Origin of the sequence: Kitasatospora sp. NBC_00039 (assembly GCF_045160625.1) — a bacterium.
Lineage (GTDB): Bacteria > Actinomycetota > Actinomycetes > Streptomycetales > Streptomycetaceae > Kitasatospora.
Genome location: NZ_CP108289.1, coordinates 7282436 through 7305538, shown reverse-complemented (window position 1 = coordinate 7305538; position 23103 = coordinate 7282436). Strand labels below are relative to the sequence as shown.

Genomic DNA, 23103 nt, shown 5'->3' with positions numbered 1-23103 from the left:
TGCCATGACCGCCCCGACCGCCGTGAACCCCGTGAACCCCTCCCGCCCCGCCGCCACCGAAGCCGCCCCGCCGGGCGGCGCCGCGGTCGGCGCGGGCCGGGTGTACTCCCTGTTCGTCCTCCTCGGTGCGCTGATCGGGCTGGCCGCCTCGGCCGTCCTGACCTTCGACAAGCTCCGCATCCTGGAAGACCCGTCGTACATCCCCAGTTGCAACCTCAATCCGGTGATCAGCTGCGGTTCGGTGATGCGCACCGAGCAGGCCGGGGTCTTCGGTTTCCCGAACCCGCTGATCGGCCTGGCCGCGTTCGGCGCGCTGGCGGCGGTCGGCGCCGGGCTGCTGGCCGGCGCCGCGTACCGGCGTTGGTTCTGGCTGGGCGTGCAGGCGGGCACCGTGCTCGGCATCGTCTTCGTGCACTGGCTGATCGACCAGACGCTGTACGAGATCGGCGCGCTCTGCCCGTACTGCGTGGTGGTCTGGGTGACGGTGGTGGCGCTGTTCTGGTACACGACGCTGCACAACCTGCGGACCGGCGTGATCCCGGTCGGGCCGCGGCTCCAGGTGGTCGTGCGCGAGGCCGCCCGCTACCACTGGGCGGTGCCGGTGCTGTGGACGGCGGTGATCGCGCTGCTGATCCTCAACCGGTTCTGGTACTACTGGTCCACCCTGATCTGACCGTTGGTCACCCCGCCGCCGGGCACCGCCGGGCCCGGCGGCGGGCGGCTCAGCCGAAGACGGCGCGGCGGAAGGCGTTGCGCAGGTCGGTGAGCGGCTGGAACTCGCGGTCGTAGTGGACCTTGTTGGTGAGCAGCAGCGCCCAGCGGCCGAGCCGGCGGGAGACCCAGATCCCGGTGCCGGTGAATCCGTAGTGGACGAAGGTGCCCTCGGCCGGGTCGGTGCCGGCGGCGCAGAGCCAGGAGAGGCCGCGGGCGGGGGCCAGCCCGCCGGTCCGTTCGCGCAGCGATTCGGCGATCCAGGCGCCGCCCCAGGGCAGTGCGCCCGGCGGGTCGAGCAGCGCGGTGAGGAACCGTTCGAGGTCACGGGCGGTGGAGAAGACGCCGGCGTTGCCGGAGACACCGCCGAGCAGCCGGGCCGACGGGTCATGGACGACGCCGCGCAGCACGGCGCCGGCCACCTCCTCGTGCTCGGTGGGCGCGGTGCGGGCGGTCTCGGCGGGGCCGAGCGGGCCGTACCGGGTGTCGGTCATGCCGAGCGGCCGCCAGACCTGCCGCTCGGCGAGGGCGTCGAGCGGGGTGCCGGCCAGTGACTCGACGAGGTGGCCGAGGAGGACGGCGGCCCGGTCGGTGTACTCGACGGCGGTGCCGGGCGGGCGGTGCAGCGGGGCGGAGAGCACGCCGGCCAGGATCGCCGCCCGGTCGCGCCCGTAGAGCTCGGCGAACCGGGTGCGCAGCGGCATCCCCGCAGTATGGGTGAGCAGTTGGCGGGCCGTCACGACACCCGTCGGGCGGCCGGCGGCGGCCGGCCAGTAGTCGCCGAGTGGCCGGTCGAGCGGGAGCCGGCCGGCCTGCCAGAGGGCCCCGGCACAGGGCCAGAGTGCGACGATCTTGGTGATGCTGGCCAGGTCGAAGACGGTGTCGGGCCCCATCGCCAGGCGCCCGTACGGGCCTTGGCCGAGGGCGCCGGTGCTGCCGCCGCCACGCCGGCCTGCGGCGTCGCCGACGGCCCAGACCGCGCCGGAGCCGACCGCGCGCAGCCCGTCCGCGACCAGCCGCTCCAACTCCCCGCCGGGGGCGGCCAGAACGGGGAGCGGGGCCGGGGCCGGCAGCGGGACGGAAGGTGTGCTCGCCCGCGTCGGATCGTCCATGCCCTGCTCCCGCCCCCGCGGCCGCCCGCCGGCCGGTCCGCCGGGAGCCTACCCAGCGGGCGCCCGGTCAGACGGCGGGCGCGCCGCCGAACTCCTTGCCGAGGCAGATGCTCTGCGGGTGGTCACGGTAGATCCCGAACTTCCGGATCGGCTCGTACCCCTCGGAGGTGTAGAGCGCGACCGCCTCGGGCTGCTCGGTGCCCGTCTCCAGGACGATCCTGGTCCGCCCGGCCTCGGCGGCGGTCCGCTCCAGGCGGCCCAGCACCACCCGGGCGAGGCCCCGGCCGCGCGCGGCCGGGACGACGAACATCCGCTTCAGTTCGGCGTCGCCGTCCCGCACGCCGTGCGGGTCGGCCGTCTTGGCGCGCCAGCCGCCGCAGGCGACCGGCTCACCGGCGAGGTAGGCGATCAGGAAGAGCCCGGCCGGCGGCTCGAAGTCGTCCGGGTGCAGCACGGTGAGGTCTCCGTCGCCGTAGCGGCGGACGTACTCCTCCTGCACCTCGGCCGAGAGGCGCTGGGCGTCCGGGTGGCCGTAGCCGGTGACGCGGATCTCGATGCTGTCGCCCTTGCTGTCCTGCAGGACGGCCGTCTCCGTGATGCTCTCCATGGTTGAAAAGCCTACGACCTGCGGTCAGCGGCCCTCGAACCGGGCGACCAGCTCGTCCTTGCCGAACATCCGGGCGGTGTCGACGGCGGACGGGGTGCCGGCCCCGGGGTCGGCGCCGCCGTCCAGCAGCACGGCGAGCACGTCCTCGGCGCCCTTGAAGACGGCGCCGGCCAGCGGGGTCTGCCCGCGGTCGTTGGCCCGGTTCGGGTCGGCGCCGCGCTCCAGCAGGGCGGCCACGGTGGCCGCGTGCCCGTGGTAGGCGGCGAGCATCAGCAGGGTGTCGCCGCGGTCGTTGGTGAGGTCGGCGGGCGCGCCGGCGTCGACGTACGCGGCGAGGGTGGCGGAGTCCCCGGCCCGGGCGGCGTCGAAGAGCTTCCCGGCGAGCGCGATCACCTCGGCGTCAGGAGCGTCGGCGGGCTGGCTGGCGGCGTCGGTCATGGCGGGCCTCTCTGGCTGTGTGGGCGGGGCGCCCCGCCCGCGGGGTGTCCTGCGGGCGGGCGTCCTGCGGGTCTGGTCCTGCGGGGGTGGTCGTGCAGGTCGCAGGTCTGGTCCTGCGGGGGTGGTCGCGCCTGTCGCACCGTAACGGCCGGACGGGGCGTGATCCAGCCTGTGTCCGGATTCCGGATCACCGGCCGGTGCGGCATTCCCGGCACGACACACGGGCGGGAAGGTTGCGCAGCCGTTCGGGCGAACTTCCCGCTACCCCCGGACGCTTCCCGCCCGCACACCGGGAATGCCTCGCCGCGCCGGGAGGAAGCGGCGGACGGCCCCACCGAGGGCGGTTCGCATACCTCCGCCCGGCACCCGCCCGGTATTGCCCGGGAGAACCACCCATTTGCGCCGTTCCATCATCTATTACTTTTTGTCACGATTAGGGCACATTCCGTGACACTGTCCCCCGTCCCCCTCCCCGAGGAGCAGACCGTGATCCTCTCGATTTCCGGCATCGTCCTGTTCGGCACCATCGCCTTTCTCTTCTTCCGCAGGGACGGACTAAAGCCCTCCCACGCGATCGTCTGCGCCCTCCTCGGCTTCTACATCGCCGGATCCTCGATCGCCCCCAGCATCACCGCGGGCGGCGCGAGCCTGGCGAGCCTGCTCGGCGGCCTCAAGTTCTAGGGCTCGTCCGACGATTCACGTCGCCTCAGCGCGGCGGGAATCGTCGGACGCCCCCCAGCCACCGGCACGCCGTCCGACGGCCGGCCCCGGGCCCGGGCGCGGATCCCACCGCCCCGGGCCCCGGCGTACCGCCCGCCGGACCGAACCTCCTCAACCCGACCGTCCCACTCGCCCGGGGAGCCAAGGAATGCCGCTCAACCGCCACCTCAGCAAGGGCCGCGTCATGGCCCGCACGGCCGGCGACCACGCCTCCGACATGTTCGCGCCGCTCACCGTCATCGGGCGCGGCCTGCGCCACCACGTCGGCTGGGCCAAGGGCCGCTGGCTGGCCACCCCGAAGGAACGGCGCGGGCCGACGGTCTTCCTCGTCGCCGCGATGCTGCTCGGCATCTACCTGCTGCCGCACGGACTGCTCTTCGCCCTGGTGGCCCTGATGGCCAGCGCCGCCTGGGCGGGCCGGGCCCCCAAGGCACCGTCCGCCCCGCCCGAGCCGGACGTCGCCGACACCAAGCTCTCCGCCCTCTACGCGGCGCTCACCCCGTACCTGGCCGCACCGGAGGACCTCAACCCGCTCTACCACCACGAGCGCGGCCACAAGGACGCCTTCCGCGCCTGGGAGTTCGACGGCGAGGGCCGGCTCTCCCGGCTGGAGCTGGACTATCCGGCGTACTTCACCGACACCGAGCCTGCCGCCCGGGCCCGGATCGAGCAGGTCGTCCAGGGCAAGGCGGGCCGGGCCCGGGAGTACCGCTTCGACTGGGACGAGGAGTCCAACAAGCTGCGGATCACCGCGCTGCCCCCGCTGTCCACCGACATCGCGGCGCAGCGCTTCGTCGCCGCGCCCGGCGAGATCGTGCTGGGCTTCACCGACGAGGACGGCAGCGCCCGCACCATCCCCGTCGGCCAGGGCGGGGCCATCACCCAGCAGCCGCCCGTGGTCTGGCGCACCGGCCCGCGCTCCGCGGAGCCGCACCTGCTGGCGCTCGGCGTGGCCGGCTACGGTACGTCCAGCCTGATCCGCTCGATCGCACTCCAGGCGCTCCCCTTCGGCGACCTCGTGGTGATCGACGGCGCCGGCACCGGCGAGCACGCCTGCCTGGTCAACCGGCCCGGCGTGCACACGGTGGAGACCAGCCTGCACGGCGCGCTGGCCGCGCTGGAGTGGGCCACCCAGGAGACCGAGCGCCGGCTGGCCGCGCTGAACGCCTCCCGGCACGCCGGGTCGGCGCCGCCGGAGGATGTCACCCGGCCGCTCTGGCTGCTGCTCGACCACCCGACCGAGCTGAGCGAGCTGGCCCACGCCGAGGGCCGCCCGGACCCGCAGGACCTGCTGGAGCTGCCACTGCGGCACGGCCGGGCCGCCCGGGTCACGGTGGTGATCGCCGACGACGTGGAGGCGCGCCACCGGATCACTCCGACCGTCCGGGCCACCACCCGGGCCCGGGTACTGCTCGGCCCGGCCGGGCCCGAGGAGGGCTTCGCCGCGCTCGGCGCGCCGTTGGACATCGTGCCCGCCGCGCACGCCCCCGCCGGGCGCGGCTACGCCCGGATCGGCAACAGCGCGCCCGTCCGGCTCCAGGTGCCGGCCACCGTCGACCCGCTGGACGAGGAGGCGCCCGCCCAGCTCCGCGAGGCGGTGATCGCCCTGCTGCCGCACCGGGACACCCGGACGGAGGCGGCCGCCCCGGTGGACGTACCGCCCCGCCCCTCCGGCCCGCCCCCGATGCCGCCGGCCGACGCCGGGGGCCGGCCGGGCGTCGATCTGGGCAAGGAGCACACCCCCCTCCGCTTCCGTCCGCTCGCCTGATCGGGCGGCCGTACGCGGGGGCGGCGCCCCGCCCGGCAGGTCGTCCCGGTACGCTCGTCCCGGAAAGGCCGACCGATCACCAGATGTGAAATAGGTGACACCTGGGGTGATATCACCGGCCAGATGTGACAAATCGGGCGCCGGTGGGTACAAACAGGGGCGGCACGACAGACGACGCATGTCCCGGGACGGGAATCTTCGTCGGAAGCCGAGCGTTGACCGAACGACGAAGAACAGCGACCACTAGTCCTGTGGGCCATAAGCCCGGGAGGCACGATTCATGAGCGAGCGAGCTCTCCGCGGCACGCGACTCGGGGCCACTAGCTACGAGACCGACCGTGGTATCGATCTGGCTCCCCGCCAGACCGTCGAGTACGCATGTCAGAACGGACACCGATTCGAGGTTCCTTTCTCGGTCGAGGCGGAGATCCCGTCCGCCTGGGAATGCCGCTTCTGCGGCCAGGAAGCCGTACTTCTCGACGGTGACGAGCCGGAGGAGAAGAAGACCAAGCCCACGCGCACCCATTGGGACATGCTGATGGAGCGCCGGACGCGCGAGGAGCTGGAGGAGGTGCTGGCCGAGCGGCTGGCCGTGCTCCGCTCCGGAGGGATGAACCTCGCGGTACACCCGCGGGACACCCGTAAGAGCGCCTGACCCGGCCCCCGCCACTCGGCGGGAGCACGCGAAAAGGGACCCTGGCTTCAGGGTCCCTTTCGCGTTGTCCGGCTTTCGCGTTGTCCGGGTGCCGTCCGTCGACCGGCGGCGGTCCGTCGCGGGTCCGCTCTCGTGGGCCGGCCGCCGGTCGACGGACGGCCCAGGAGCCGACGGCCGGCCCCGGAGGGGGTCAGCCCTTGATCGGCGGGCGGTAGGTGGTGTCGGGGCCCTGCGGACCGGCGCCGGGATCGACCACCTCACCCTGGATCACCTTGCCGTCCGGGCGGTGGATCCGCAGCTGCTCCTGCAGCCGCATCGCGTCCGCGAGCGGGTCCGCGCCCACCGCGGAGGTGCTGCGCAGCGCCTTGTCGGCGAAGCGGCGCCCGGCGGCCCGCCAGAGGGCGCGGGTGGGCGGGAACAGCAGCGTGAGCGCCAGGACGTCCGAGAGGAAGCCCGGCACGATCAGCAGCAGGCCGGCCAGCACGGTCAGGCTGGTGCCGGTCTGCGGCTGCTGCGACTTCGGGTCCCTGCTCTGGTCGATCGCCGCCGAGAACGCCTTCCGCCCGGCCCGCTTGATCAGCGAGCCTCCGATCAGCACTCCGGCGACGAGCAGCAGCACCACGGTCAGGCCGCCCAGCCACGAGCCCACCTGGACCAGCAGCCAGATCTCCAGCACCAGCCAGGCGGTGATCAGCAGCGGCACGATCCGCCTGAGCTTTCCGCGCGGAGCCGGGCGGGCGGGGGCATCTTGCTGGGTCACGGTACGAATCCACTCCAAGCGGTGCTCTGCGCGCCGCACGGGAGATCCGGGCCGGCTACGGCACCACCCGGTCCAACGATTCGCCGGCGGCGGGTGTTCCGGCCCCGCCCCGGGCCGAAGGGCCCGCCGGGGCCGAAAGGGAGAAGGGCCGAGCCGCCGACGGTCGGCGGGCGCTGCGCCCGCCGACCGTCGGCGCCGGATCAGGAGGACCCGGAGGCGAGCGGGCGAGTCACCCGTCGGCGGCCGGCCAGCAGCGCCGCGCCGCAGGCCAGCAGGCCGCCGACGGCCAGCGTCCACTCCGGCACGGCGCCCACGCGGTCGGCCACCGTGGTGCCGTCACGCAACGGGACGACGGCGGAGAGCTCGGCGGCGGTCAGCTCCTCGGTCTGCTGCTGCACCGTGCCGTCGGGGGCGATGACGGCGCTGATGCCGCTGGTGGCGGCGATCAGCACGGCCCGGCCGTGCTCCACGGCGCGCAGCCGGGACATCGCGAGCTGCTGCTCGGGCTGGCCGGTCTTCGCGTAGGTGGCGTTGTTGGTCTGGACGACCAGCACCCGGGCGCCCTTGTCCACGGTGTCGCGGACGATCTCGTCGTACGCCACCTCGAAGCAGATGACGTCGCCGATCTTCGCCGGGCCGAGCTGCATGACGCCGTTGTGGTCGCCGGGGTAGAAGTCGCGGGCGACCCGCTGGAGCCGGGTGATCACCTTCATCAGCTGGTCGCGGAACGGCACGTACTCGCCGAACGGCACCGGGTGCTGCTTGGTGTAGGAGGCGCCGGGGCCGGTCTTCGGGTCCCAGACGATGCCCTCGTTCTGGACGTGCTGCTCGTCCGGGCCGTCCACCAGGGTGCCGACCAGGGTGGGCACGCCGACCGCCCGCACGGCCGCGTCGATGCGCTGGTAGGCGAGCGGGTCGCTGAACGGGTCGAGGTCGGAGGAGTTCTCCGGCCAGATCACGATGTCCGGCTTCTCGACCGTGCCGGCCTTGATGTCGGCGGCGAGCTTCTCGGTGGCCGAGGCGTGGTTGTTGAGGACCATCATCGGGCGGCCGAGGAAGTCCATACCGGGGTTGGGCACGTTGCCCTGGATCAGGGCGACCTTGACGGTGTCGGCCGCGGCGGTGGGCACCGGCACCAGGTAGCCGGCCAGCAGGGTGGCGACCGCGCCGAGCGCGGCCAGCGCGGCGGCCTTCGGGGCCCGGCGGGGGCCGCGCAGCCGCAGCGCCGCCCAGCCGAGGAGGGCGCCCGCCAGGGCGACGGCGAAGGTCACCAGCGGGGCGCCGCCGAGCGCGGCGAGCGGGGTGAACGGGGTGGCGGTGTTGGCGAAGGCCAGCCGGCCCCAGGGGAACCCGCCGAGCGGCAGCCGGTCACGGGCCCACTCCTGGGTGACCCAGAGGCAGGCCGCCCAGAGTGGCCAGCCGGGCAGCCGGGAGGTGAGCGCCAGGCCGGCGCCGAGCAGGGCCAGGAAGAGCGCCTCGATGACGGAGAGGCCGACGGTGGCGTCCCAGCCGACCACCCGCAGCCAGCTCAGCAGCAGCAGGAAGAACGGCAGGCCGAAGGCGAAGCCCGTCCAGGCGGCCTGCCTTACGGTGCGGCCCCGGGTGAGCAGCGAGAACGCGGCGACACCGACCAGCGAGAGCGGCCAGAGGTCGAACGGCGGGAAGGCGAGGGCCAGCAGCAGTCCGGCGAGCACGGCCAGCCCGGTGCGCGGCAGCCCGGCCCGGACCTTGGCGAGCACCCGTGCCCGCCGCCCGGGCACGGGAGCCTCGTCGGGTGTCTCGGGCGCGGTCCCGGACCGCTCCTGGGTGACGGGCATGGCCACCGGCGCACCATCTCTCTCGGTGCCGCCTCGCGGAGGTACGGGGACGGCTGTTCGGACGCTGTCCGAAGAAGGTACCCCGGAAAGTCACCTCACCGTGAGGTCAGGTGCACCGGGCCCGGCTCAGCGCGGGAAGCAGCGGACCTCGCGCAGCGGCCAGGCCTCGGCGAGCCAGGCGGAGACCGTCCGGTGGAGCACGGCGTCCAGGTGGGCGCGGTCGGCGCGGACCCAGGAGCTGACCTTGGTGACGGACGGCTCCTCGCGGTCCGGGTAGATGTAGACGCAGCCGATGACGGCGTCCCCGGGGGTCTCCAGGACGGTGTAGGTGAAGCCGAAGCGCTTCTCGAAGTCGGCGGCGTGCCGGCGCAGGTCGGCGAGGTTCTGCTCCGGCGTCATGCCCTCGGCGGGCGGCCAGCTGCCCGTCCAGCCGGGGGTGGCGTGGATGTGGTCGATGCTCGACGTCCAGGCGGCGAGGTCGGAGGCGTTGTGCTGCTCGCCGAGGGGCTCCAGACGGAACCCCTCGGCGGTGAGCGTGCGGGGGACGGTGAAGTCGGCGGGCACGAGATCGGTCATGTCGATCAACCTAGGGCCGACGGCGCCCCCGCATCATCCGGTTTTCACCCGGCGGCGAGGTACACCGTGCGGCCGCGGACGACGGTGCGCAGACAGGTGGGGAGGGGGCGGCCGGGGGTGAGGTCGGGCAGGCCGGGGGTGCCGGAGCGCGGGTCGGTGGACCAGCCGGCCACCCGGGAGTCGGGTGCCTGGACGACCAGCTCGTCGGCGGCCCAGACCGCGTAGCTGGCGACCGCACCCGGGACGAGGACGCCGTCCTGGTCGCGCCCGAGGGCCCGCCAGCCGCCGCGGGTGTGCGCGGTGAAGGCCGCCCGCACCGAGATCCGGTGCTCCGGGGTCCGGTGGAAGGCGGCCGCCCGGACGGTGCCCCAGGGGTCGAGCGGGGTGACCGGGGCGTCCGAGCCGAAGGCGAGCGGGACGCCGGCCCGCAGCAGCGCGGCGAAGGGGTTGAGGGCGGCGGCCCGCTCGGCCCCCAGTCGCTGGACGTACATGCCGTCCGGGCCGCCCCAGGTGGCGTCGAAGGCGGGCTGGACGGAGGCGGTGAGGCCCAGCTCGGCGAAGGCGGCGATCGACTTCTCGTCCAGCGCCTCGGCGTGCTCGACCCGGTGGCGCAGCGCCCGGACCCGGTCGGCGCCGACCCGCTCCCCGGCCGCCCGGACGCCGTCCAGGACGGCGGTCACCGCGGCGTCGCCGATGGCGTGGAAGCCGGCCTGGAGGCCCGCCTCGGTGCAGGCGACGACGTGGTCGGCGACCTGCGCGGCGCTCAGGTAGGAGACGCCGGTGTGGTCGGCGTCGGCGTAGGCCGTGTGCAGGCAGGCCGTGTGCGAGCCGATCGCGCCGTCGACGAAGAGGTCGCCGCCGGCGCCCACCGCGCCGAGCCTGGCCGCCGTCTCGACACCGCTGCGGCCGGCGCCGCCCAACTCGCCCCAGTAGCCGAAGACTTCGGGGCCGTCACCCTCGGCGGCCAGGGCCAGCAGCGCGGTGAGGTCTTCCTCGGAGGAGATCTCCGGACCGGCGCACTCGTGCAGCGAGCCGATGCCGAGTTCGGCGGCCCGGGCCAGGGCGGCGCGCTGGGCGCGGCGGCGCTGCTCGGCAGTGAGGTGGGCCAACGCGGTCTGCCGGACGGCATGGTGGGCGTCGCGGGTGAGCGGGCCGTCGGCGTCGTGGCCGGGCTGCTCGGCGAGGCCGGGGGTGAGGGCTCGCAGCGCGGTGGTGGCGAGCGCGGAGTGCACATCGGTGCGGGAGAGGTAGACGGCGGCGCCCCCGGCGGCGGCGTCCAGCTCGGCGAGGGTCGGCGGGCGGCCCTCCGGCCAGCCGGTCTCGTCCCAGCCGTGCCCGATGAGCACACCGCCCGCCTCGCCCCCGGCCGCGGCGGAGGACTCGGCGGAAGCGGTGACGGCGGCCAGGGCGGCGGCGAGCGAGGGGCTCCCGGTGAGGTCGAGGCCGGTGAGCGCCAGACCGGCGGGGGTGGCGTGCACGTGCGCGTCCACGAAGGCGGGGGTGACCAGCGCACCGTCCAGTTCGACGATCTCGTCCACGGTGTCGGCGTATGCCTCGGCTGCGCCGTCGCTGCCGACCCAGGCGACGTGCTCCCCCTCGACGAGCATCGCGGTGGCGAAGGGGTCGGCGGGGCTGTAGACGGCGCCGCCGCGCAGCAGGACGGTCCGTGGGCCCCTCCTGCCCGAGGGCGGGCAAGGAGGGAGGGTGCGTTCGGTCATGGCCCTTAGTCTGCACCTCTCCGGACGTGCTCAGAGCTTCGGGGGCCGCGCCTCGTACGGGGTGGAGAGGACGACGGTGGTGCGGGTGGAGACACCGGCCGCGCTGCGGATCCGGGCCAGCAGGTCCTCGAGGTCACCGGGGGCGCCGACACGGACCTTGAGGATGTAGTTCTCGTCCCCGGCGACGCTGTGGCAGGCCTCGATCTCGGGCAGCCCGGCGAGCCGCTCGGGGGTGTCGTCCGGGGCGCTCGGGTCGAAGGGTTTGACCGAGATGAACGCCGTCAGCGCCAGGTCGACGGAGTCCGGGTCGACGATCGCGGTGTAGCCCCGGATCACCCCGCGCTGCTCCAGGCGCCGCACCCGCTGGTGCACCGCCGAGGTGGACAGGCCGGTGGCCTTGCCCAGGTCCGTGTAGCTCATCCGGCCGTCCTCGAGGAGCAGCTGAACGATGCGTTGGTCGAGATCCTCCACAAGGCGCAAACCTACCCCTTCGGGGGCGCAGGCCGCGCCACGGCCGGAGCGCGCGATGGCACGGGTGGTGGTGCCGGGTGCCGGGCGGGCACATGCCGGGCGAATGTGGCGAAGGACACACCCGGTGCATCACGGTGCACCGGGGTGCAGGGTTATGAGCCCGCGTCACAGGGAAGTGCTGGTTGTGGCCCCGGGCGACAACGCCGGGCCCGATCCGAGGGGGATCACCATGCGTGCAACCGACCTGCGTTCGCCGAGCGCCGACGACACCCACGATATGACCGGCCGCGACGCTCTCGCGGTCCCCAACGGCCCCGCGCCGGGGGTGGACCCGGGCGAGGCCGACACCTGGGAGATCTTCCGCGTGCACTGCCCCGAGTGCCGCCGCCCGATCGCCCTCGTGGGCGACGAGGAGCGGCTGCCGCAGCACGCGGTGCTGCCGACCGCGTGGCACCCCTTCTCCCCCGCGCTCTGCCCCGGTTCGGGCGCGCCGACGGACGACCTGGCCGAGGTGGACTCGGCCGAGGACGCCGAGACCGACGACCTGGAGGCGCTGCTGGCACTGCCGGCCGAACTCGACTGGCGCACCCAGCCGTTCTCGCACGCGGTGGCGCACCGCCCGGTACAGGTGCCGGCCGTCGCTCCGGTGATCCCGCGGCAGCGCACCCGGCTCGCCCGGCGCTGAAGGCGCACCGGACCCCGAGCCCCCGACCCGCTGAGCCGCCCCCGAGTCGGCCCGCCCCGCCGGCGGGCCGGCCGCCTGCCGGTCGACGGCCGCGACGGGACATGCCTCCGGGCGTCACTCCGCACCCTGGAGTGACGCCCGGAGGCCGTTTCGGGGGGGCTGCCCGGGGGCAGCCCGCAGGGCCGTCAGCCCTGGGTCAGGTGGCGGCCGATGACCAGCCGCTGGATCTGATTGGTGCCCTCCACGATCTGCAGCACCTTGGCCTCGCGCATGTAGCGCTCGGCCGGGAAGTCCTGGGTGTAGCCGTAGCCGCCGAGCACCTGGACGGCGTCGGTGGTCACCCGCATCACCGTGTCGGTGCAGAACAGCTTCGCCATCGCCGCCTCCTTGGAGAACGGCCGGCCCGCGTCGCGCAGGCGCGCGGCGGACAGGTAGAGCGCGCGCCCGGCCTCGATCTGGGTGGCCATGTCGGCGAGCATGAAGGACAGGCCCTGGAAGTCCGCGATCGGCCGGCCGAACTGGCGGCGGGTGCGCGCGTAGTCGACGGCGAGGTCGAGCGCGGCCTGGGCCACGCCTATGGCACAGGCGGCGATGCCGAGACGGCCGGAGTCCAGGGCGGCGAGGGCGATCTGGAAGCCCTGGCCCTCGGCGCCGATCAGCCGCTCACGGGCCACCCGGGCGCCGTCGAAGTGCAGCTGGGCCGTCGGCGAGGAGCGCATGCCCATCTTGTGCTCCGGCGGGGCCGCCGAGAGGCCGGCCGTCGAACCGGGCACCAGCAGGCAGCTGATGCCGCGCGGGCCCGGCTCGCCGGTGCGCACCAGGGCGCTATAGAAGTCGGCCTGCCCACCGTGGGTGATCCACGCCTTGGTGCCGCTGACGACGTACTCCTCGCCGTCCAGGTCGGCGCGGGTGCGCAGCGCGGCGGCGTCGGAGCCGGACTGCGGCTCGGAGAGGCAGTAGGCGCCGAGCTGCTCGCCGGAGAGCATGCCGGGCAGCCAGGCGGCGCGCTGCTCGTCGGTGCCGAAGGTGGCCAGGGCGTGGCAGGAGAGGGTGTGCACGCTGACGCCGAGGCCGACGGCCAGCCAGCCGGCCGCCAGCTCCTCCAGGACCTGGAGGTACACCTCGTAGGGCTGGTCGCCGCCGCCGTACTTCTCCTCGTACGGGAGGGAGAGCAGGCCCGCCTCGCCGAGGGTGCGGAAGACCTCGCGCGGGAAGCGGCCGGCGGCCTCGTCCTCCGCCGCGTGCGGCTGGATCTCGCGCTGGACCAGGTCCCGGGTGAGGCTCAGCAGCTCCCGGGCCTCCTCGGTCGGCAGCTGGCGGTCCACGGCTTTCGCAGGGGAGGGGGTCATGGCGGCTGGTCGCCTCCTCGTTCGGGCGGCGGGCCCTGGTGTGGCGGGCCCGACGCGGGTGTGGCAGGTCGGCCCGACCGGCACCGGATTGCGGTGAACGGCCGTTCACATGCGTGGCGAAGTGAGTATGCCCGATCCCGGCGCTGCCGTCACGAGCTGCGGTGCAGCACTGTCCGTACCGGCGTACGGACCGCCGTAGGGTGGCCGATGTGGCTGCTTCCGAAACCTCCCGCACCCCTCCCGGCATCCGGCCCGGTGCGCCCGCCGCGGACCTGAGCGCGCTGGCCGCCGAGCTGCGCGCGCTGGCTCCGTCCTGCGGGCCGGTGCGGCTGGTCGCGGTGGACGGGCACGCGGGCTCCGGCAAGACCACCTTCGCGGGCCGGCTGGCCGCGGCGCTCGGGGGCGCCCCGGTGGTCCACCTGGACGACCTGGCCACCCACGCCGAGCCCTTCGGCTGGACCGGACGGCTGCGCGCCCAGGTGCTGGAGCCGCTGGCGGCCGGGCGGGACGCCGCGTACGAGGTCTACGACTGGACCCTGCGCCGGTTCGCCTCGACGGCGGCGGTGCCGCTCGCGCCCGTGGTGCTGGTGGAGGGGGTGGGCGCCGGGCGCCGGGCGGTGCGGCCGTGGCTCGCCAGGCTGGTCTGGATGGAGCTGGCGGCCGAGGACGCCCGGCGGCGCGGCGAGGAGCGGGACGGCCCGGCACTGGCGGAGTTCTGGGAGGGCTGGGCGCGGGCCGAATCGGCTCATTTCGCCGCCGACCCGAGCCGCCCGCACGCCGGGACGACGGTCGACGGAGTGACCGGGCGGATCTCGCCGGGCACCGTCGGTGAACCTTCAACAAGCCCTTGACCTGCGGTATCACCAGAACGTAGGTTCTCCTCAGTTGCCGGACTCGTTGAGCGGGCAACATTCGGACGCGGCATCCCCGGCTTGTTCCCCCGTGAGCCGGGGGTGCCGTCCCCCTTTCAGCGCCGGCGGCGGCCGGTGGGCCCCGCACGGTCGTGGAATCGACCGGGACCAGCCGGTCGACGCCCCCGGCCGCGCCCTCCTCCGCCCGATTGCGTGGAGCACGGGGCAGGGTCAGGACGCCTGCGACGCTCGGCAGGTCAGGTCCCCGGCCGGGAGCCTGCCCGTGGTCAAGTAGGCCGTGGTGCTCCCGGTCGCACAGGAGTCGCTGGTGATGCCGTAGACGCCGTGCCCCTCGCCTCCGGCGACGGTGACCATCCGGGAGCCGCGCAGGGCCCGGTGCATGCCCTGGCCGGCCGCCAGGGGCGTCTGGGGATCCCACTCGTTCTGCAGGACAAGTGCGCCGGCCGTGTTGTCCACCGTCGTCCCGGGCTCGCTGCCCTCCTGCCAGAAGGCGCACGGCTTGACGGCGGACGCGAAGTCGCCGTACAGCGGGTACCGGGCCCGGTCGCGGACCGCGTCGCGGCGGTACTGCTCGGGGTCGCGCGGCGTTGGCGCGCCCGATGCCGGGAGGGAGCGGCCCGGTCCCTTCTCCGCTCATCGGTCGTTCTCCCGTCAACCGGTCAGGACACGATCCTGGTCTGCGGGGTGTCGGGTGCGCATCGCGGGAAGGCGGGAGAAATCGCTCCCCCGATCGGGGGAGGCCGCCGGTGAGCAGGGAGGTCATACTGCCGATCATGATCACGGGAATCCGGCCGCTGCTGCGCGGCTCCACGTATTCGGGTGTGTTGTTCGCCTATGGCGGCGCGTTGGCGAGCCTTCCGCTGCTGCCTCTGGCCATGCTGCCGGTGCTGGCGTGGCGAACCGCGCCCTACGGAGTGCAGGTTGTCCTGGTCCTGCTGGCCTGGGCGGCACTGATCGGTGCGGTCGGGCTGGCCCGCACCACGCGGCGGGTGCTGGTCGTGTGCGCCCGTCGTCTACTGCGGGTGCCGTTGCCGGATCCCGTGGCCGGCCGTCGGCCCGCGGGCCCGCCCGGCACCGGGCCGGCTCCCACCGGGCCGACCGCCGCCGTGCCGTCCGGCACCGATCGCTGGCGGACTCCGGTCTGGCTGCTGCTGCACGTGGCGGTGGGGTGGACGGGGGCGCTCGTGAGCGGCGTGCTGCTCGCCGCGGGCCTGACCCTCCCGGGGGGCTGGACCGGCGCCGAGGCGGGGCTGAGTCTGTTCGGCCGGTCGGTGCAGGTGGCGGACGGCTGGATGAGCTGGGTGGCGGCGGTCGGCTGCGTGCTGGTGGCGGCGGCCGGGTGCGTGGGGGTGACGAGCGCCCTGCGGTGGTCGGCGCCGAGGCTGCTGGGCCCGTCGTCGGCCGAGCGGCTCGCGCTGGCCTCCGAGCGGGAGCTGCGGCTGGCCGAACGCAACCGGCTGGCCCACGAGTTGCACGACTCGATCGGGCACACGCTGACGGCGGCCACGATCCAGGCGGCGGTGGCGGGCGAGGTGCTCTCCGCCGATCCGGTGGCGGCACGGGCCGCGATGCGCAGCATCGAGGAGTCGACCCGGGCCGCGCTGGAGGATCTGGACTACGTGCTGGGCGTGCTGCGCGAGGAGAAGGCGGGGACGGCGCCGACCCGGACCTTGGCGGACCTGCCCGAGTTGCTGGAGCGGTTGGGCCACGCGGGCGCGGTGGTGGAGCCGGAGCTGTCGGGCGAGCTGGCGCAGGTGCAGGGGACGCTCTCCCGGGCGGCGTACCGGATCCTCCAGGAGGGGCTGACCAACGCGTTGCGGCACGGGGCGGGCGGTCCGATCGAGGTCCGGGTGGTGGCCGCGTCGGACGCGCTGGAGCTCAGTGTGGTCAACCGGACCGGGGCGGGGGCAGCGACCGGCAAGGGCCCGGGCGCCTTCCCCACGTCCGGGCACGGCCTGCCCGGACTGGCCGAGCGCGTGCGGCTGTTGCACGGCGAGCTCGACGCCGGCCCGGACGGACCGCAGCGCTGGCGGCTGGCTGTCCGGCTGCCGGTACGCTTGTCGGCATGATCGGCTCTGAGACGAGCGCATCCGTCACGGCCGGTCCGGGCCTCGCCCCGACCACCCCGACCGTCACCCCCGTCACCCCTGTCACCCTCCTGATCGCGGACGACGACGAGGTGACCCGCAGCGGTCTGCGCACGCTGCTCGCCGCGCAGCCGGGGATCACGGTGGTCGGCGAGGCCGCCGACGGCGTCGAGGCCGTCGAACAGGCACAACGGCTGCGGCCGGACGTCGTCCTGATGGATGTGCGGATGCCGCGCCGCAACGGGATCGAGGCCACGCGGCAGCTGCTTGCCGAGTCGGCCGAGCCGCCGAAGGTGGTGGTGATCACCACCTTCGAGAACGACGACTACGTCACCGCCGCGCTCAGCGCGGGGGCCGGCGGGTTCGTGCTCAAGCGGCTCCCGGTCCGGCAGATCGCTGAGGCGGTGCGGGTGGTGGCGACGGGGGAGGCGATCCTCTTCCCGGCCGCCCTGCGCCGGATGGTCGCCGCCCGCCCGCTGGGCTCCGCCGAGGCGTTGCCGAAGGCGGCGTTGACGGGGCGGGAGGAGGAGGTGCTCCGGCTGATGGCCACCGGCCTGTCCAACCCGGAGATCGCGGACTCGCTCACGGTGAGCCTGGAGACGGTCAAGACCCACGTCGGGAACGTGCTGACCAAGCTCGGCGCGCAGAACCGGACCCACGCGGTGGTGATCGCGTACGAGTCCGGCCTGGTGGTGCCGGGATTCACCGGCTGACGCGGCCGGACCCGGACGTGGGTCGGGCCTCGTCGCCTGACGCGCCCGGACCTGCGCCCGGTGCGAGGCCGTGCGGGTTTCCGGCCAGGGCGCACGCCCGCCTGCCGGCTCGGACTCCGGTTCGAACCCGTCCGACCCGTGCGAACGCCCAACAACCGCGCCCCCGATCGCATTTGACTGCGCGCGGCACCCTTCCGGATCAGCGCCGCGCCGGTACGATTCCTGGCAGGCGCATTGGCGCCCCGGGGGCTTCGACCACCGGCCGGCTCTCCGCACGCGACGCGCCGGCCGAGCCCCGAGGCACACCGCGGGGGGCGTGAGTGACGACGGTGGACAGTTCCGACAGCAACAACGCGGGCGGCCCGGCTCCGAACCGGCTCGCCGACCGGGCCTGGCTGCGCGCCATGGACGCCTACACGGCGGGCGCCTACGCCCGTGCGGAGGAGGAGTTCCGCGCGGCCGTCCGGCTGGACCCGGGGATGGCCGACGCCTGGCTCGGCCTGCACGCCCTGCGCAGCGACACCTCCGGGGCGCTGCTGGCGATGTACCGCCACCAGAAACGCTTCGGCGAGCAGCGCAGACTCCACCGCCGCCCGCTCAGCTCCTGGTACTGGCTGGGCTGGTGGGTCCAGCCGGTCCTTGAGGACGCCCGTGACCTGGCGCTCGCGCACGCCTCGCACTGGCTGGACGGCCGCCATCTCGCCGAGCTGGACCAGGCGTTGGAGCAGTGCCCGGCCCCGAGCGAGGACCCGTCCGCGCGGTTCCTGCACGCCTGCCGCTCCTACCTGTTCAAGGACTGGGAACAGCTGATCCGGGACACCGACCGGTTGCTGGACGACCCGCTGCTCGGCATCGAGGCCGGGCTCTTCGCCGGGATGGCACGGGTCCGGCTGGACATGTGCGCGCAGGCCCAGGCACCCCTGGCGGCCTCGCTCGCCCGCTGCCGCTCCGAACAGCCGCAGCGCAAGGAGCTGCGGTACTGGCTGGCCCGGGCGTACGAGGGGGCCGGGCGCAGCGCCGCCGCGCTGCCGCTCTACCGGGCGGTGCACCGGGCCGATCCGGCGTTCATGGACACCGCGGCACGGCTGGCGGCGATCTCGGCCGAGGACGGACTGGTCGACGGGCTGCTGGACGCCGTCGGCGGGGGCGGCGGCCGCGAGCCCGGGGGCGCCATGTCCGGTGAAGAGGCGTTCGACGCGGCCGAGTCGGACGCGGCGCTGTCGGACGCTGCGGAGGCGGAGGCGGCGGGCCCGGAGAGGGCGGGGGCGGACGTCGCGGGGTACGGGACTCCCGGGTTCGGCCCGGGGACGTTCGAGGCCTCGGCGTTCCCCGGGGACGCCTTCCCGGCCGAGGAGCTCCCGGCCGGGGACTTCCCGGGTACTGCGTTCCCGGCAGGGGAGTTCCCGGCCGAGGTGATCCCGGCCGAGGTGATCCCGGGTGGGGCGTTCCCGGGTGGGGCGTTCCCGGCCGGGAACCCGGCGTCCGGCGAGGAGGCGGCCGGGCCCGCCGAGGCGGGGGCCCCGCCACTGGCCGCCGGCGAGCGGTCCGGCTCGGCCGTCCCGCCCGCCGCCCCGGCTCCCGCCGCCGGGCAGGTGCCGGGCCGGGGCGAGTCCCTCCCCCGGGTCGCGAGCACCTTTGCCCCCGAGGAACGGGAGGGCGGTGAGCGGGAGCTGGACGAGGCCCTGGCAGAACTCGCCCGGATGGTCGGCTTGGAGCCGGTCAAGCGGCAGGTCCGGGCGCTCTCCGCGCAGCTGCGGATGTCCCGGCTGCGGGCCGCGCAGGGCCTGCCGGTCCAGCCGCCCAAGCGGCACTTCGTCTTCTCCGGCCCCTCCGGCACCGGCAAGACCACCGTGGCGCGCATCCTCGGCCGGGTCTTCCACGCCCTCGGCCTGCTCTCCGGCGACCATCTGGTCGAGGCCCAGAGAGCCGACCTGGTCGGCGAGTTCCTCGGCCAGACCGCGGTCAAGGCGAACGAGCTGATCGACTCCGCGCTGGACGGCGTGCTCTTCATCGACGAGGCGTACAGCCTCTCCAACTCCGGCTACAGCAAGGGCGACGCGTACGGCGACGAGGCACTGCAGGTGCTGCTGAAGCGGGCCGAGGACAACCGCGACCGGCTGGTGGTGATCCTGGCCGGCTACCCGGAGGGGATGAACCGGCTGCTCGCCACCAACCCCGGCCTCAACTCCCGCTTCACCACCCGGGTCGACTTCCCCAGCTACCGCCCCGGCGAGCTGACCGCGATCGGCGCGGCGCTCGCCGGCCGGGACGGCGACGGCTGGGACGAGGACGCCGCCGAGGAGCTGGCCAGCATCTGCGCCCATGTGGTGCGCGAGGGCTGGATCGACGACCTCGGCAACGGCCGGTTCATCCGCACCCTGTACGAGAAGTCCTGCGCCTACCGGGACCTCCGGCTCTCGCTGCTGCGCGAGCCGCCGGGCCGCGAGGACCTGGCGACGCTGCGGCTGCCGGACCTCGTACAGGCCTACGGCGAGCTGATCGACGGCCGGGGCTGACTCCGCCGCCCCCGGCCCCCGTCGCCGCTCAGCCGGCCAGGACCTTGGCCTCCCGCTCCGGGTCCAGGCCGACCACCGGCCGGTCCGGGCGCTGCGGGGCCGTGCCGCCGATGGACCGCAGCCAGGCCCAGGTGTCCGCGACCGTCTCCGCCACCGGCCGGCAGCGCAGCCCGGCGGCCACCGCCTTGGCCACGTCGGAGCCGTGCATGGCCTCGTGCAGCTCGCCCGGCGGCGTCCAGACCGGCAGGTCGCTCCACGGCTCGATGCCGGCCGCCAGGATCGCCCCGGGCTCGGTCCAGCGCAGCTCGGCGTCCGAGCCGGTGGCCCGGACGCAGGCCTCCAGCAGCCCGCCCATGGTGGCGTGCCCCTGCGGACTGACCAGGTCGTACGCGCCGCCGAGACCGGCCGCCAGGGCGTCGAGGGTCCAGACCGCGACGTCGCGGGCGTCGATGTACTGGATCGCGAGCTCGCGCGGGCCCGGGGCGAGCACCGGGCCGCCGCGGGCGATCCGGCCCAGCCACCAGGGCAGCCGGCCGATGTTCTCGTACGGGCCGATGATCAGCCCGGCGCGGGCGAGCAGGGCCCGGTCCCCGAGGGCGTCCAGCAGAGCCAGCTCGGCGCCCCGCTTGGCCTGCGGGTACGGCACCTCGCCGGCGTCCGGCGAGCCCTCGACCAGCGGCGCGCTCTCGTCCGCCCCGGCCGGGGTCGGGTACGTGTACACCGACCGGCTGGACACGTACGCGTAGCGGCCGATCCGGCCGGCCAGCAGGCGGGCGCTGTCGCGCACCGCCGCGGGGGCGCCGGACCAGGTGTCCACGACGGCGTCCCACTCCCCCTCGGCCAGCGCGGCCAGGCCGCCCTCGGCCGTGCGGTCCCCGTGCAGGGCGCGTACGCCCTCCGGGGGCTCGTGCGTCCCCCGGTGGAAGACCGTCACCTCCCATCCCCGGGCCAGCGCCTCCTCCGTGACGGCGCGACCGACGAATTCCGTTCCACCCAGCAGTAGAAGCCTCATGCCGACCACCCTGCACAGAGGGTGGCCGGCATGGGAACAGGCGAACGCTCAGAGCGGAATCGCCCACAGCGGAATGCCCGGTGGCGGATCAGGCGGCGGAGCGGTGGTCCGGGTCGTGCACCTCGCCGACCAGCTCCTCCACCACGTCCTCCAGCGTGACCACACCGAGCGTGCGCCCGTCCTGGTCGAGCACGGCGGCCAGGTGGCAGGCGGCCCGGCGCATCGCGCCGAGCGCGTCGTCCAGCAGGAGCGTGCCGCGCAGCACCGTGATCGGCCGCCAGAGGCGCGCCGGAACGGGAGCCGACTGGTCCTCGACGTCCAGGATGTCCTTGAGGTGCAGGTAGCCGAGGTAGCCCTGCCCGGCCGGGTCGCCGTCGGTGACCGGGAACCGTGAGAAGCCGGTGCGCAGCGCCAGCTCCTCGACCTGCGCGGCGGTCACCTTGGTGTCCACGGTGACCAGCTGCTCGGGCTTGAGCAGGACGTCGGTGACCGGGCGGCGGCCCATCTCCAGGGCGTCCTCCAGGCGTTCCTGGCGGTCCTCGTCGAGCAGACCGGCGTCCCGGGAGTCGAGCAGCAGGTACATCAGCTGCTCGGTGGTGAAGACCGACTCCACCTCGCCCTTGGCCTCGACCTTGAACAGCTTCAGCACGCCGTTGGCGAAGGCGTTCAGGAAGCGGATCACCGGCGTGAGCCAGCGGGCGAGCCGGTCCAGCGGCGGGCCGAGCCAGAGCGCGGCCTTCTCCGGGCCGGCCAGCGCCATGTTCTTCGGCACCATCTCGCCCATCACCATGTGGAGGTAGACCACCACGGCCAGCGAGATGCCGTACGACAGCGGGTGCATCAGGCCGGACGGGATCCCGATCGCGTGGAACGGGCCCTCCAGCAGGTGGGCGATGGTCGGCTCGGCGAGGGCACCGAGGCCCAGCGAGCAGACGGTGATGCCGAGCTGGGCGGCGGCGAGCATCGCGGAGACGTTGGAGAGCGCGTGCAGCACGGTGCGGGCACGCCTGTTGCCGGCGTCGGCGAGCGGTTCGATCTGGCTGCGCCGGACCGAGATGACGGCGAACTCGGCGCCGACGAAGAACGCGTTGCCGAGCAGCAGCAGGACGGCGACGGCCAGTTGGAGCGCGGTCATCGGGTCCCGTCCTCGTCGTCGCCGAACTGGTGCTGGCCGTCGGTGCGTTCGACCCGCACCCGGCTGGTGCGGTGGCGGTCCACGGCCTCGACGGTGAACCGCCAGCCGGGCAGCTCGGCCTGCTCGCCCGGGACGGGCAGGCGGCCGAGCAGGTCGGAGACCAGGCCGGCCAGGGTCTCGTACGGGCCGTCGGGGGCGTGCAGGCCGATGGCCTCCAACTGGTCGATCCGGGCGCGGCCGTCGGCGGCCCAGACGGGCTGCCCGCCGACCGGTGGCAGCGGGACCAGCTCGGGGGTGTCGGCCGGGTCGTGCTCGTCCTGCACCTCGCCGACGATCTCCTCGACGATGTCCTCGACGGTGACCACGCCGGCGGTGCCGCCGTACTCGTCCACCACGATGGCCATCGGCTGGAGGCGGCGCAGCTGGTCGAGCAGCCGCTCGGCCGGGAGCGTCTCGGGCACCAGCAGCGGCGGCACGGCGAGCTCGCCGACGCGCACCAGGCCGCGGCGGGCGGACGGGACGGCGAGGGCGTCCTTGAGCGTGACGGTGCCGGTGACCTCGTCCAGGCTGTTCGTGTAGACCGGGAAGCGGGAGAGGCCGGTGGCCCGGGTGAGGTTGAGCACGTCGGCGGCGCTGGCGTCGCGCTGGAGGGCGGCGACGTCCACGCGCGGGGTCATGACCGACTCGGCGGTCAGCTCGCCCAGGCCGAGCGTGCGCACGAACAGGGCGGCCGACTCCTCGTCTATCGCACCGGCCTTGGCCGAGTGCCGGGCCAGCGAGACGAGCTCGGCCGGGGTGCGGGCGTGGCCCAGCTCCTCCTGCGGCTCGATCCCGAAGGCACGGACGGTGCGGTCCGCGGAGCCGTTCAGGAAGCTGATCAGCGGGCGGCAGGCGCGGGAGAAGGCCATGTGCGGGGCGGCCACCGCGCGGGCCACCTGGAGCGGCCGGGAGATCGCCCAGTTCTTCGGGACGAGCTCGCCGATCACCATCTGCACCACGGTGGCCATCATCATGCCGACGACGACGGCGGCGGCGCGGGCGGCGCCGTCGGACAGGCCGATACCGGTGAACACGGGCTTCAGCAGCACGGAGAGCGCCGGCTCGGCGAGCATGCCGACCACCAGCGAGGTGACGGTGATGCCGAGCTGGGCGCCGGAGAGCTCGAAGGAGAGGTGGCGCTGGGCCCTGGCGACCCGGCCGGCCGGCGCGTCGCCGGCCTCGGCGGCACGCTCGACGGCCCCGCGCTCGACGGTCACGAAGGCGAACTCGGCGGCCACGAAGAGGCCGTTGGCGAGGATGAGCAGAAGTGCCGCGAACAGCAGCAGCCAGGCGGTGATCACAGTGCCGCCTGCCTTCCGGTGGTCGGAAGTGGGGCGGCGTG

21 protein-coding genes and 1 pseudogene are annotated in these 23103 nt (G+C 74.6%); 9 read left to right on the top strand and 13 right to left on the bottom strand.

Features of this window, described 5'->3' with window-relative positions; translation table 11 throughout:
* Positions 1–4: 4 nt before the first annotated feature.
* Positions 5–673, top strand: a complete 669-nt coding sequence (locus OG286_RS32650) for a vitamin K epoxide reductase family protein (RefSeq protein WP_396323932.1) — start codon at positions 5–7, stop codon at positions 671–673.
* A 49-nt stretch (positions 674–722) separates the two neighbouring features.
* On the opposite strand, the gene OG286_RS32645 is transcribed toward OG286_RS32650, so the two are convergent.
* From OG286_RS32645 to OG286_RS32635, 3 genes are all read right to left on the bottom strand, one after another.
* On the bottom strand, positions 723–1823 hold the full coding sequence (locus OG286_RS32645; protein ID WP_396323931.1) for a serine hydrolase domain-containing protein: 1101 nt from the start codon (positions 1821–1823) through the stop codon (positions 723–725).
* A 67-nt stretch (positions 1824–1890) separates the two neighbouring features.
* Positions 1891–2379: a GNAT family N-acetyltransferase gene (locus OG286_RS32640; protein ID WP_396323966.1), complete on the bottom strand. Its 489-nt coding sequence runs from the start codon at positions 2377–2379 to the stop codon at positions 1891–1893.
* A 75-nt stretch (positions 2380–2454) separates the two neighbouring features.
* Positions 2455–2868, bottom strand: coding sequence for an ankyrin repeat domain-containing protein (locus OG286_RS32635; protein WP_396323930.1), 414 nt, complete (start codon positions 2866–2868; stop codon positions 2455–2457).
* Positions 2869–3354: 486 nt separating this feature from the next.
* Between OG286_RS32635 and OG286_RS32630 the strand changes: the two genes are divergently transcribed.
* The 3 genes from OG286_RS32630 to OG286_RS32620 all read left to right on the top strand — a co-directional run bounded on the left by OG286_RS32630 (position 3355) and on the right by OG286_RS32620 (position 6011).
* Positions 3355–3549, top strand: coding sequence for a hypothetical protein (locus tag OG286_RS32630; protein ID WP_396323929.1), 195 nt, complete (start codon positions 3355–3357; stop codon positions 3547–3549).
* Positions 3550–3736: 187 nt separating this feature from the next.
* Positions 3737–5356: a hypothetical protein gene (locus OG286_RS32625; RefSeq protein ID WP_405359043.1), complete on the top strand. Its 1620-nt coding sequence runs from the start codon at positions 3737–3739 to the stop codon at positions 5354–5356.
* A gap of 280 nt (positions 5357–5636) precedes the next feature.
* Positions 5637–6011 (top strand): RNA polymerase-binding protein RbpA, encoded by a 375-nt coding sequence (locus OG286_RS32620; protein WP_030396357.1) that lies wholly within the window; start codon positions 5637–5639, stop codon positions 6009–6011.
* A 190-nt stretch (positions 6012–6201) separates the two neighbouring features.
* Here OG286_RS32620 and fxsA read toward each other — a convergent pair whose 3' ends face one another.
* The 5 genes from fxsA to OG286_RS32595 form a co-directional block, all read right to left on the bottom strand.
* Positions 6202–6771: an FxsA family membrane protein gene (gene fxsA / locus OG286_RS32615; protein WP_396323927.1), complete on the bottom strand. Its 570-nt coding sequence runs from the start codon at positions 6769–6771 to the stop codon at positions 6202–6204.
* A 200-nt stretch (positions 6772–6971) separates the two neighbouring features.
* Positions 6972–8588 carry an apolipoprotein N-acyltransferase gene (gene lnt, locus OG286_RS32610; protein WP_405359046.1) on the bottom strand — a complete coding sequence of 539 codons (1617 nt, stop codon included), beginning with the start codon at positions 8586–8588 and terminating at the stop codon, positions 6972–6974.
* Positions 8589–8714: 126 nt separating this feature from the next.
* Complete coding sequence (locus tag OG286_RS32605) at positions 8715–9164, bottom strand: N-acetyltransferase (protein WP_396323924.1); 450 nt, start codon at positions 9162–9164, stop codon at positions 8715–8717.
* A gap of 44 nt (positions 9165–9208) precedes the next feature.
* Positions 9209–10882 carry an amidohydrolase gene (locus tag OG286_RS32600; RefSeq protein WP_396323923.1) on the bottom strand — a complete coding sequence of 558 codons (1674 nt, stop codon included), beginning with the start codon at positions 10880–10882 and terminating at the stop codon, positions 9209–9211.
* Between the two features lie 30 nt (positions 10883–10912).
* On the bottom strand, positions 10913–11353 hold the full coding sequence (locus OG286_RS32595; RefSeq protein ID WP_097238963.1) for an Lrp/AsnC family transcriptional regulator: 441 nt from the start codon (positions 11351–11353) through the stop codon (positions 10913–10915).
* Between the two features lie 229 nt (positions 11354–11582).
* On the opposite strand from OG286_RS32595, the gene OG286_RS32590 reads away from it, so the two are divergent.
* On the top strand, positions 11583–12038 hold the full coding sequence (locus OG286_RS32590) for a hypothetical protein (protein WP_396323922.1): 456 nt from the start codon (positions 11583–11585) through the stop codon (positions 12036–12038).
* Between the two features lie 185 nt (positions 12039–12223).
* Here the strand turns inward: OG286_RS32590 and OG286_RS32585 are convergent, their stop codons facing one another.
* Positions 12224–13387 carry an acyl-CoA dehydrogenase family protein gene (locus tag OG286_RS32585; RefSeq protein ID WP_396323920.1) on the bottom strand — a complete coding sequence of 388 codons (1164 nt, stop codon included), beginning with the start codon at positions 13385–13387 and terminating at the stop codon, positions 12224–12226.
* Positions 13388–13596: 209 nt separating this feature from the next.
* On the opposite strand from OG286_RS32585, the gene OG286_RS32580 reads away from it, so the two are divergent.
* On the top strand, positions 13597–14238 hold the full coding sequence (locus OG286_RS32580) for a uridine kinase (protein WP_396323918.1): 642 nt from the start codon (positions 13597–13599) through the stop codon (positions 14236–14238).
* A gap of 231 nt (positions 14239–14469) precedes the next feature.
* Here OG286_RS32580 and OG286_RS32575 read toward each other — a convergent pair.
* Positions 14470–14844: pseudogene (locus OG286_RS32575) on the bottom strand (alpha/beta hydrolase); the annotation flags it as partial.
* Between the two features lie 188 nt (positions 14845–15032).
* On the opposite strand from OG286_RS32575, the gene OG286_RS32570 reads away from it, so the two are divergent.
* From OG286_RS32570 to OG286_RS32560, 3 genes are all read left to right on the top strand, one after another.
* Complete coding sequence (locus OG286_RS32570) at positions 15033–16328, top strand: sensor histidine kinase (RefSeq protein WP_396323916.1); 1296 nt, start codon at positions 15033–15035, stop codon at positions 16326–16328.
* On the top strand, positions 16325–17059 hold the full coding sequence (locus tag OG286_RS32565; RefSeq protein ID WP_396323914.1) for a response regulator: 735 nt from the start codon (positions 16325–16327) through the stop codon (positions 17057–17059). The genes OG286_RS32570 and OG286_RS32565 overlap by 4 nt, the downstream gene beginning before the upstream one ends.
* A 329-nt stretch (positions 17060–17388) precedes the next feature.
* Positions 17389–19575, top strand: coding sequence for an AAA family ATPase (locus OG286_RS32560; RefSeq protein ID WP_396323913.1), 2187 nt, complete (start codon positions 17389–17391; stop codon positions 19573–19575).
* A gap of 28 nt (positions 19576–19603) precedes the next feature.
* Here OG286_RS32560 and OG286_RS32555 read toward each other — a convergent pair whose 3' ends face one another.
* The 3 genes from OG286_RS32555 to OG286_RS32545 all read right to left on the bottom strand — a co-directional run bounded on the left by OG286_RS32555 (position 19604) and on the right by OG286_RS32545 (position 23062).
* Complete coding sequence (locus tag OG286_RS32555) at positions 19604–20587, bottom strand: NAD-dependent epimerase/dehydratase family protein (RefSeq protein WP_396323912.1); 984 nt, start codon at positions 20585–20587, stop codon at positions 19604–19606.
* An 88-nt stretch (positions 20588–20675) separates the two neighbouring features.
* A complete protein-coding gene (locus OG286_RS32550) occupies positions 20676–21722 on the bottom strand; it encodes a hemolysin family protein (protein ID WP_396323911.1) in 1047 nt (348 codons plus the stop codon).
* Positions 21719–23062 (bottom strand): hemolysin family protein, encoded by a 1344-nt coding sequence (locus OG286_RS32545; RefSeq protein ID WP_396323910.1) that lies wholly within the window; start codon positions 23060–23062, stop codon positions 21719–21721. The genes OG286_RS32550 and OG286_RS32545 overlap by 4 nt, the downstream gene beginning before the upstream one ends.
* Positions 23063–23103: the final 41 nt, after the last annotated feature.